Source organism: Micrococcus sp., from assembly GCF_034179925.1.
Lineage (GTDB): Bacteria > Actinomycetota > Actinomycetes > Actinomycetales > Micrococcaceae > Micrococcus.
The window spans coordinates 19,614-29,562 of sequence record NZ_JAXFPG010000039.1 but is presented as its reverse complement, the minus strand read 5'-3'; the positions used below and the strand labels follow the sequence as shown (position 1 = coordinate 29,562).

Sequence of the window (9,949 nt, the reverse complement as noted above, 5' to 3'; positions counted from 1 at the left end):
GCGGTCATAGCGTGGGGGAAACGCCCGGTTCCATTCCGAACCCGGAAGCTAAGGCCCACAGCGCCGATGGTACTGCAACCGGGAGGTTGTGGGAGAGTAGGTCGCCGCCGGACATTCTTTTGGGTTGAGGCCCCACACCTTTGGGTGTGGGGCCTCCCTGTGTTTGTGGGGTGTTTCCTGTTGGTGGGGAAGGCGGCCGGTCGATTCTTGCTCAGCCGTTGCCCGCCGTGCATGGAGGCCCCGGATGGCGGGCCTGTCCTGCAGCGAGCGGATATGTCCGCATTGGCGCGACCCCCTCGTAGAGCAGCCGAGCGCTGGCGGAGTGGAGCAGTCCGCACGCACCCCCATGGACGCATCACGAGGCTGGGGGAGAAGCCATCGGCCGCATGGTTCTGCAGCCTGCAGCCACTGCTGCGCGGATTTGCTCATCCCCTCGTCCGGGAGTAAAGTAGGCGTCTGTTGGTATTGCTGATGCAATCCACGGGGTGTGGCGCAGCTTGGTAGCGCGCGTCGTTCGGGACGACGAGGCCGCAGGTTCAAATCCTGTCACCCCGACCATCTGAAGGCCCCCGCTCATGGAGCGGGGGCCTTCGTCGTTCTTGGGGCGGATTCCGGACATACCGGTCTGGTCAGGTCTGCGCCTACCAGGGGGTGGGCTGCGGCCCCTCCGCGTTCACGGAGTCGACCCGTTCATGCTCCCTCGAAGTGCTCGCAGGTGCTTGCCGGTGGCGGAGACCACGTGCTCCTCGTACCCCGTGTGCCTGTCGATCCACCTCTTCACGTACGGGCATACCGGGACGATCCTCCACCCCGAGGCGATCGAGTCGTCCAGGGCCTCACGCACGAGCGTGGAGGCCAGCCCCTGGCCGCTGAACGCCTCGCCGACCTCGGTATGGGGGAAGATCCGCACGCGCGTGCCGTCCTCCTCCGTGTGCTCCACATACTGGGTGAATCCGGCGGGAACGTCCGAGGCGTCCACGAAGATGCCGTAGCGGTCACCGAGGTCGCGGACCTCCGGGCGGTCCAGGTCGGGGGTGGTCATGGTGCTCCTTCGTCAGTGGGGGAGGGATCTGGGGCGACAGGGCTGGGGAAGTTCCCGTTTCCCGAACGGGAGTGGTCGGGGGAACTCCCGTTTCGTGAACGGGAGCGCTCAGCCGCGGGGGCGCATCGAGGCGTTCGGCAGGGTCGGCGCCGGAATCGGGCCCTTCGGGTCGGGCGGGAAGGCGCCGAACTGGGGGAAGGGGCGGCCGTCGTCGTAGTGGGTGCCCACAAGCGCGTCCAGCAGGGCCCCACCCACCGGCCGGCCCAACGGCTCGCCATCGGGCACACCCCGCAGCTCCGTGAGCCCCTCAGCCGCCAACGGCGAGTCCGGAGTCGGCGCCTCGAAGCCCATCTCCTGCATGTACGCGGCCCGCCAGGTCTCGATCTCCTCCTGCGTGCGGCCCACGAAGTTCCACCACATGATGATCTGCTCACCCAACGGCTCCCCGCCCAGCAGCAGGGCGACCACAGCCTCCGCGCCTGCGCGCACCACCAGCTCCTCCGCCCCCGGCGCCACATAGCCCACATGGGCACGCGGCACGTCCACCCCCTGCAGGCTCACCGGCCCGGAGACGCACAGCAGGCCGTGCTCATGGCCGGCCGGCACCGGAACACGCAGCTCGGCGCCCGGCTCCAGACGCACCTCCACCCCCGTCAGGGGCAGCGCCGTCGAGACGGGGGAGCGCGTGCCCAACAGCTCACCGAGGAAGACCCGCGCCTCCCAGCCCTCACCCGTCACAGGCTCCGGACGGTGGGACTCCAGGCCCGGCGCGCAGGAACGCTGCTCCTCGGGCAGGGCATACCAGAGCTGCGCACCGTGCAGCACCGTGGTGTCCTGCGTGGAGTACTCGCTGTGCGTGATGCCCCGGCCCGCGTTCATGAGGTTCACCTCACCCGGTCGCACCGCTGCCCAGGAACCGGCCGAGTCCACATGGTCGATCCGGCCCTCGAACAACCAGGACACCGTGGCCAAACCCGTGTGAGGATGCCGAGGCACATCCATGCCACCGGAGGCGGAGACATCCTCCGGGCCGTAGAAGTCCAGGAAGCACCAGGCGCCGATCAGGCTCCGTGCCCGCTGAGGCAGCGTCCGCAGGACAGTCATCGCCCTCGGCCCGCCCAGGGGGACCTCGCGGGGCTCGAGGACCTCGACCACGCACCCCTCACCCTGCCTCTCCGTCACCCCACTGCTGAGCCCCTCCGTGAAGCGTGCCGCAGGGAACTCCTCACGGAGCCCGCCGGCCTGCGCTGGGCTCCGGTGCTCGGAGAAGGAGGGCAGGTCCGGGTGTTCGGTGTTGGTGGAGGGCATGGGCTCATCGTCGCCCGCCCCCGGGATCAGGGCAAGGGCTGGGCGAGCGCCGCCGTGAGCTCGGCAGCGGTCATGGGGTGGGCGAAGGCCCGGGCGCCCGGTTCGAGGGCGGCGCCGCGCGCCAGCGGGGCGTAGCCGACGGGGTCGAACCCCAGCGCCCGGACCAGAGCGGCGACGGCGTCCCTCGCAGGGCCGGGAGCGTCCCCGCCCACGCCGAGCGCCCGCAACGGGGGCTCGGTGCGGCCGGACCGGTCCAGCTCGTGGTGGGAGACCTCCGAGAACGCGCGCACCAGCGGCACCCGAAGCCCCGCCGCAGCCCACCGGCGGGCGATCCGCACCGTGCCGGTTTCCGCGGGGGAAGACGGCTCCGCGCCGGCGTCGTCCCCCAGCAGCCAGGTGGGCACGGACTCGTCCTGCCACGTGTTCGTCATGTCCACCACGGCCAGGGTCCGAGGACCGGCCAGCCACGCCGGATCCACCTCGTCGAGCTCCTCGCGCGGCACCGCCACCACGGTGAGCGCAGTGTTCACGGCGATCTCCTCCGGGGCCACCGCTGTGGCCTGTGGGGCGTGGATCACCAGGTGGCGCTGCACCGCCACGGGAGGTCGTGTCGCGGCCATCACGACGCGCGGGGCCGGCGTCCCGGGGTGCAGGTGGGGGATGCGGGCGATCGCCCGGGCCAGGGCGGTGCCGGCGCGCCCGGCACCCAGGATGCCGACGGCGTCGGGCACGGTGAGCGGGCCGGGCAGGGGGGAGGCGGCGTCGGGACGGTCCATGCCTGCCATTCTCCCGGGCGGTGAGGTGTTCACCTGGGCGTCACCTGCGGATCGCACGGGCCTGGGCGGACGTGAGGGTGCCCGGGGCGCCGCGCCGCTGAGCCGGCGTCGTGGGCCCGCCTCCCGTCTCGTGCACGGGAGATGGGCCGAAAGCTCCCGTTTCTCGAACGGGAGTGCTTGGAGGAGCTCCCGTTTCTCGAACGGGAGTGTCAGACGATCTCGTTGCGTTGGCGGCCCAGCCCTGTGATCTCCACTTCCACCACGTCCCCGGCGGTCAGCCAGGGGCGGCGGCCCTCCTCGTCCCGGCGGCCCAGGGCCACTCCGGCGGGGGTTCCCGTCATGATCAGGTCGCCCGGGTTGAGGGTGACCATCCGCGAGGCGTAGGCCACGAGCTCGGCGGGGGAGAACACCACGTCGCGCACCCGGGCGGACTGGCGCTCCTCCCCGTTGACGCGCGTGAGGATCCGCGCGGCGTCGGGGAACTCATCCGGGGTCACCAGCCACGGACCCACCGGGGTGCAGGCCTCCCAGGCTTTGCCCTGCAGCCACTCGGAGGTGCGGCCCTGCCAGCCTCGGAGGGAGACGTCGTCGGCCACGGCGTAGCCGGCGATGTGCGCGCCGGCGTCCTCCACGGGGATCCGCCGGCCCGGCTCGCCGATCACCACGCACAGCTCGCCCTCGTAGTCCATGCGGCGGTCCTCCTCCGGGACCTCCAGCGGGTCCAGGGCGCCGGTGAGGGACTGCGCGAACTTCGCGAAGAGGGTCGGGTGCTTCGGCAGCTCGAGACCGGCCTCCTTGATGTGGTCCCTGTAGTTCAGGCCCACGCAGAGGACCTTCGTGGGGAACGGGACGAGCGTGTCGTACACCAGGGTGGCCACGTTCAGCAGCAGCGAGCGATCCTCCTGCGCGGCCCGCAGCGCCGACTCCACACGCTCCTGGCGCTGCGCCAGCGGGAGCGTGAGGAACTCGCCCACGTCCCGGCAGCCGGGCAGGGCGACGGCGCGCACCGCCACCTCCGGGTCCTCGGGGTGGAAGGAGGTGAGGACCGCGGCGAAGGTGTCGCCCGGGTAGGCGGTGTCCGAATCGGGCTGACGGAACGTGGCGAGCTTCATGCCCCCATCCCATCACAGCCGGGCCTGGGCGGCCGGGCCGTGGCGCCGTCCGGGGCGCGTGAGACGCTGAGCCCATGACGACGCCGCCCCCCGCCGCGAACACTCCGGCACCGCAGCAGCCCCTCATCCTGGGGACGATGGGCTGGACGGACCCGGACCGCGCCCGTGCGGCCCTGCATGCCAGCCTCGAGGCGGGCATGCGGGTGCTCGACACCGCCGACATCTACGGCGCCGGCGCCTCCGAGCGGACCGTGGGCGCCCTGCTGGCCGAGCTCGATGCGGAGAGCCGGGCCGGGCTGCGGGTGCAGACCAAGGCCGGGATCGTGCTGGACGAGCTCGACGCCGCCGGGCGGCCCGAGGTGCGCTACGACTCCTCCCCGGCCCATCTGCGCGCCGCCCTGGAGCGCTCCCTCGACCGCCTCGGTGCCGACTGCGTGGACATCCTGCTGGTGCACCGGCCCGATGTGCTCACGCCGGTGGCCCGGACCGTGCGGGCCTTCCTCGACGCCCGCGAGGCCGGCCTGGTCCGCCGCCTGGGCGTGTCCAACCTCGGCACCGGGCGGGTGCTCGAGTTCCAGCGGGAGCTGGCCCGCCAGGGCCGGGACGGCACCGGCCTGGCTTGCGTGCAGATGGAGCTGGGTCTGCACCATCGCACCCTCGTGGAGGCCTTCGTGCTGCCCAACCACCCCACGGCCCCCGCCACCGCCGGGGCCGCCGACCTCGGTGCGGTGTGCGCGGGGGAGGGGATCGAGCTGCAGGCCTGGGGCCCGCTCGGCCAGGGGCGGTTCAGCACGGCCCCGCCCGCACCGGACGCGCTCGTCCCAGACCCGGAGGGCGGCGCCGCCACGCTGGGCGGGACGGCCGCCGTCGTCGCTCAGGTGGCCCAGGAGCTGGCGGTGGGCCCGGAGGCCGTGGTGCTGGCCTGGCTGCTGAAGCTGCCGTGGCAGGTGCGGCCCGTGGTGGGCACGCAGCGGCCGGAGCGCATCGCCGCGTGCGCCCAGGCCCCCGACGCCGCCGCGCGGATGAGCGCACGCCAGTGGTACCGGCTGTGGACCGCGGCGCGTGGACACGCCCTGCCGTGAGCGCCCGGAGCCGGGAAGCGGCCGCCGATGGGACCTCCTGACGCGTCCGCGCGCTCTGTTAGCGTCGCCGGGTGAGCCAGCCCCAGCCCTCCGCACCCTCCCGGCCCCTGCCCGCCTCCACCTACCGGCTGCAGGTGAGCCCGGACCTGCCGCTCGACGAGGTCGCCGCGCTCGTGCCATACCTGCGCCGGCTCGGCGCGGACTGGCTGTACCTGTCCCCGCTGCTGGAGGCTCAGCCGGGCTCGGGCCACGGGTACGACGTCGCCGACCCCACCCGGGTGGACGCGTCCCGGGGCGGGCCCGAGGCCCTCGAGCGCCTCGCCGAGGCCGCGCATCGGGCCGGCCTCCGGATCGCCGTGGACGTGGTGCCCAACCACCTGGGCGTGGCCGACGCCGCCGCGACCGCCTCCTGGTGGGACCTGCTCCAGCACGGCCGCGAGGCCGCCCACGCCGCCTGGTTCGACGTGGACTGGGACGCTGGCGACGGCCGGATCCTCATCCCCGTCCTGGGGGACGGCCCTGACGGCGATCCCCGCGGCGCCGACGCCGGCCTGGACCGGCTGGTGGTGCACACGGCCGAGGACGGCACAGCCCGCCTGCAGCACTGGGACCAGGCCTTCCCCCTCGCCCCCGGCTCCCTGGCCGCGGCCGAGCAGGAGACCGGGCTGGGCGCCGCCGAGGTGTTCGCCGACGCCCGCCCCGAGGACGAGCCCACCGCCGACCGTGCCCGCCTGGCCCGCGCGGTGCACGAGCGCCAGCACTACCGGCTTGTGGGCTGGCGGCGCGGGGACACCGAGCTGAACTACCGGCGCTTCTTCACCGTCACCACCCTGGCCGGCGTGCGCGTCGAGGATCCGGAGGTCTTCGACGCCACCCACGCGGAGATCGCCCGCTGGGTGCGCGAGGGCCTCGTGCACGGGCTTCGCGTGGACCACCCCGACGGCCTGGCCGACCCGGGTGCCTACCTCACCCGCCTGCGCGAGCAGGTGCTGCCCGAGGGGTGGCTGGTGGTGGAGAAGATCCTCGAGCCGGGGGAGGAGCTGCCCGCCGCCTGGCCCGTGGACGGCACCACCGGCTACGACGCCCTCGGAGAGATCGAGCGGGTGTTCATGCCCGCCGGGGCCGCCGGCACCGCCGAGCAGGACGCCGCCGCCCGCCACGAGTGGGAGCGGCTCATCACCGAGCTCAAGGCGGAGGTGGCCTCCGGCTCACTGGCCGCGGAGACCGCACGAATCGTCCGGGAGGCACGCGCCGCCTCCGTGCTCGGCACCCACACGGACGACCGCCTGGCCGCCGCGGTGGCCGCCGTCGCGGCCCGCCTGCCCGTCTACCGCACCTACCTGCCCGTCGGGCGGGCCCGCCTCGAGGCGGCTGTGGCCGCCGCCGTGCGCGAGGAACCAGCCCTGGAGGACGTGCTCACCGACCTCGCCGAGGTGCTCGTGGACCCGGATTCACCCGTGGCCCGCCGCTTCCAGCAGACCTCCGGCATGGTCATGGCCAAGGGTGTGGAGGACCGAGCCTTCTACCGGTGGACCCGCTGGGCCAACCTCAACGAGGTCGGCGGCGACCCTGCCGACGTCGCCCTGGGCCTCGGCGCCTTCCATGCCGCCCAGCAGGCCCGCCAGGCCGCCTGGCCGGCCGCCATGACCACCCTCACCACCCACGACACCAAGCGCAGTGAGGACGTGCGGGCCCGGATCGCCGTGCTCGCCGAGGACCCGGCCCGCTGGGACGCCGACCGTGCCGCCCTGGCCGCCCTGCACCCCCTGGATGCGCCCGGACTCGAGAAGCTGGTGTGGGAGTCCCTCGTGGGCGTCTGGCCCACGGACGGCACCGCCCCGGAGACCGAACGCCTGCACGGATTCCTGCTCAAGGCCGCCCGCGAGGGCGGGGAGCGCACCTCCTGGACCGACGGGGACGAGGCCTACGAGGAGCGCCTGGCCGCCCTGGCCCGGGCCGTCACCGCCCCCGAGGGCCCCGCCCGTGCCGTGCTCCAGGCCGTCGCCGACCGGGTGGCAGGCCCTGGGCTCGTGGTGCAGCTCGGGGTCAAGCTCGTGCAGCTGGCGGCCCCGGGCGTCCCGGACGTCTACCAGGGCACCGAGATCCCCTTCCCCTCGCTCGTGGACCCGGACAACCGCCGCCGCGTGGACTTCGCCGCCCGGGCGCGGCTGCTGGACCGGCTCGACGACGGCCACGTGCCCGGCCTGGACGAGCCCGAGGCCGCCAAGCTCGCCGTCACCGCCGCCGTGCTGCGCGCCCGCCGGGACCGGCCCGAGCTGTTCACCGGCTACCGGCCCGTGGACGTGGACGGCGAGGCCGCCGAGCACGCCGTCGCCTTCAGCCGCGGCAGCGCCGAGGGCCCGGGCGCGGTGGCCGTGGCCACCCGTTGGCCGGACGCCCTGGACCGGCGCGGCGGCTGGGGGGACACCGTGCTCACCCTGCCCGCCGGGCACTGGCGCGAGGCCGTCACCGGCCGTGCCGTGCAGCCGGACCAGCACGGTGCAGTCCGCCTCGCGGACCTGCTCGCCGACCTGCCCGTCGCCCTGCTGCTGCCCGAGGAGACCACCGCATGACCGCCCGCCCCGCCTCCACCGGCCTGCGCCGCCTCGCCGAGGACACCGCCCTGGACCCGGCCGCCGTCGAGCGCGGGGCCGTCGAGGACGCCCGCGCCACCGCCTACGCGGTGTGGGCCCCCTACGCCCGGTCCGTGGAGCTCGTGCTCGTGGACACCGAGCCCGGCGCCCTCCACGACGCCGAGGACCGCTGGCCCGTGGCCGCCGCCCACGCCCTCACCCCCACCGCCGGGGGCTGGTGGGTGCCGGACGCCGCCGCGCTCGCCGCGGCCACGGCCCTCGCGGGAGGCAACCCCGGCTACGGGTACCGGGTGGACGGCTCCGCCCCCGCCCCGGACCCCCGGGCCCGGCGCCTGCCCGACACCGTCCACGGCCCCGCCCGCCTCGACCTCGAGGCCGCCGACTTCCCCTGGACAGACGCCGCCTGGACCGGCCCGGCCGCCGTGGAGAAAAACCCGGACGCCCCCCAGGGTGGAGGTCTGCGCGGGGCCGTGCTCTACGAGATGCACGTGGGCACCTTCACCCCCGAGGGCACCCTGGACGCCGCCATCGACCGCCTGCCGCACCTGGTGGACCTCGGCGTCACGTATGTGGAGCTGCTGCCGGTGAACTCATGGTCCGGGCCCCGCAACTGGGGGTACGACGGCGTCGCCTGGTCTGCCGTGGACGAGTCCTACGGCGGCCCCCAGGCCTACCGCCGGTTCGTGGATGCCGCCCACGCCGCCGGGCTCGGGGTGGTGCAGGATGTGGTGCACAACCACGCCGGGCCCTCCGGCAACTACCTGGGCGTGTTCGGCCCCTACCTCGTGGACCACGGCACCGGCTGGGGCGACGGGCCCAACCTGGACGGGCCGGACTCGGACGAAGTCCGCCGGTTCATCCTGGACAACGTCCGGTTCTGGCTCGAGGACATGCACCTGGACGGGCTGCGCCTGGACGCCGTGCACGCGCTCAAGGACACCCGCGCCGTGCACCTGCTGGAGGAGATGGCCGCGCTCGCGGACGCCGTGGCCGCCCGCACCGGCCGCCCCGTGCCGCTCATGGCCGAATCCGACCGCAACGATCCCGCCCTCGTGCTGCCCCGCGGGGCCGGCGGTGCCGGAGGCCTGGGTCTGGCAGCGGCCTGGAACGACGACGTCCACCACGCCCTGCACGTGGCCGCCACCGGGGAGACCCACGGCTACTACGCGGACTTCGCCCCCCTGGAAGCGGTGGCGAAGACCGCCGAGCGAGTGTTCTTCCACGACGGCACCCGCTCCACCTTCCGGGGCCGTGACCACGGCCGCCCCGTCCCCGCCTCGGTGCCCAACCATGCGTGGGTCGTGAGCATCCAGAACCACGACCAGGTGGGCAACCGGGCCTCCGGGGACCGCACCTCCGCCGTGCTGACCGAAGGGGCGCTGGCCGCCGAGGCCGCCCTGCTGCTGGCCGGTCCGAACACGCCCCTGCTCTTCATGGGTGAGGAGTTCGCCGCCGCCACCCCCTGGCCGTTCTTCACCGCCCACCGCGAGCCGGAGCTGGCCGAGGCCATCCGCCAGGGCCGGCGCCGCGAGTTCGGCGACCACGGTTGGGGTGCGGCCGAGGTCCCTGACCCGCAGGACCCCGCCACCCGGGACAGCGCCGTGCTCGACTGGTCCGTGGTGGACGGCCAGGCGCCCACCGGCCCCGGTGGTGACCCCGGCACCCTGCGCGGGGCCCGCCTGCTGGCGACCTACCGCGCACTGATCGCCGCCCGCCGCCAGCACCCGGCCCTCACCGCACCCGACCGCGCCCGCACGCGTGCCGCCGTCGACCCGGAGCGCCGCCACGTGCGCCTGGACCGGCAGGCCGCGGACGACGCCGGCCCCGGGGACATCGTGCTCCTGGCCTCCCTCGGGGACACTCCGCTGTCCGTGCCCGAGGACCTGCGTGGCGCCCGCGTGCTCCTCGGCCACGGCGACGACGGCCCCCTGGTCCCCGACGCCGGGGCTGGTGCCCGTGCCGGCGCCGATGCCCGCGCTGGCGCCGACGTCGCCGAGGTCCCGGCCCCGGGGTTCCTGCTCATGGCCCGCTGACG

Annotated in this window: 7 protein-coding genes, 1 tRNA gene and 1 rRNA gene; 5 read left to right on the top strand and 4 right to left on the bottom strand. The window is 74.6% G+C overall.

Going from position 1 to position 9,949, the window contains the following annotated elements:
* Nucleotides 1-113, top strand: a 5S ribosomal RNA gene (gene rrf, locus SPI96_RS07880); the annotation flags it as partial.
* Between the two features lie 368 nt (nt 114-481).
* Nucleotides 482-558: transfer RNA gene (locus SPI96_RS07875), tRNA-Pro, on the top strand.
* A 115-nt stretch (nt 559-673) separates the two neighbouring features.
* Here SPI96_RS07875 and SPI96_RS07870 read toward each other — a convergent pair.
* From SPI96_RS07870 to SPI96_RS07855, 4 genes are all read right to left on the bottom strand, one after another.
* Nucleotides 674-1,042, bottom strand: a complete 369-nt coding sequence (locus SPI96_RS07870) for a GNAT family N-acetyltransferase (protein WP_321081817.1) — start codon at nt 1,040-1,042, stop codon at nt 674-676.
* 108 nt (nt 1,043-1,150) lie between these two features.
* Nucleotides 1,151-2,350, bottom strand: coding sequence for a pirin family protein (locus SPI96_RS07865; protein WP_321081816.1), 1,200 nt, complete (start codon nt 2,348-2,350; stop codon nt 1,151-1,153).
* Between the two features lie 26 nt (nt 2,351-2,376).
* Nucleotides 2,377-3,126, bottom strand: a complete 750-nt coding sequence (locus tag SPI96_RS07860; RefSeq protein ID WP_321081815.1) for an NAD(P)-binding domain-containing protein — start codon at nt 3,124-3,126, stop codon at nt 2,377-2,379.
* 209 nt (nt 3,127-3,335) lie between these two features.
* Nucleotides 3,336-4,238 carry a fumarylacetoacetate hydrolase family protein gene (locus SPI96_RS07855; protein ID WP_321081814.1) on the bottom strand — a complete coding sequence of 301 codons (903 nt, stop codon included), beginning with the start codon at nt 4,236-4,238 and terminating at the stop codon, nt 3,336-3,338.
* A gap of 74 nt (nt 4,239-4,312) precedes the next feature.
* Here SPI96_RS07855 and SPI96_RS07850 point away from each other — a divergent pair, with 74 nt between their 5' ends.
* The 3 genes from SPI96_RS07850 (at nt 4,313) to treZ (ending at nt 9,947) form a co-directional block, all read left to right on the top strand.
* Nucleotides 4,313-5,320, top strand: coding sequence for an aldo/keto reductase (locus tag SPI96_RS07850; RefSeq protein WP_321081813.1), 1,008 nt, complete (start codon nt 4,313-4,315; stop codon nt 5,318-5,320).
* Between the two features lie 71 nt (nt 5,321-5,391).
* Entirely contained in the window at nt 5,392-7,893 is a 2,502-nt protein-coding gene (gene treY / locus SPI96_RS07845; RefSeq protein WP_321081812.1) for a malto-oligosyltrehalose synthase, read from the top strand.
* Nucleotides 7,890-9,947, top strand: coding sequence for a malto-oligosyltrehalose trehalohydrolase (gene treZ / locus SPI96_RS07840; protein WP_321081811.1), 2,058 nt, complete (start codon nt 7,890-7,892; stop codon nt 9,945-9,947). The genes treY and treZ overlap by 4 nt, the downstream gene beginning before the upstream one ends.
* Nucleotides 9,948-9,949: the final 2 nt, after the last annotated feature.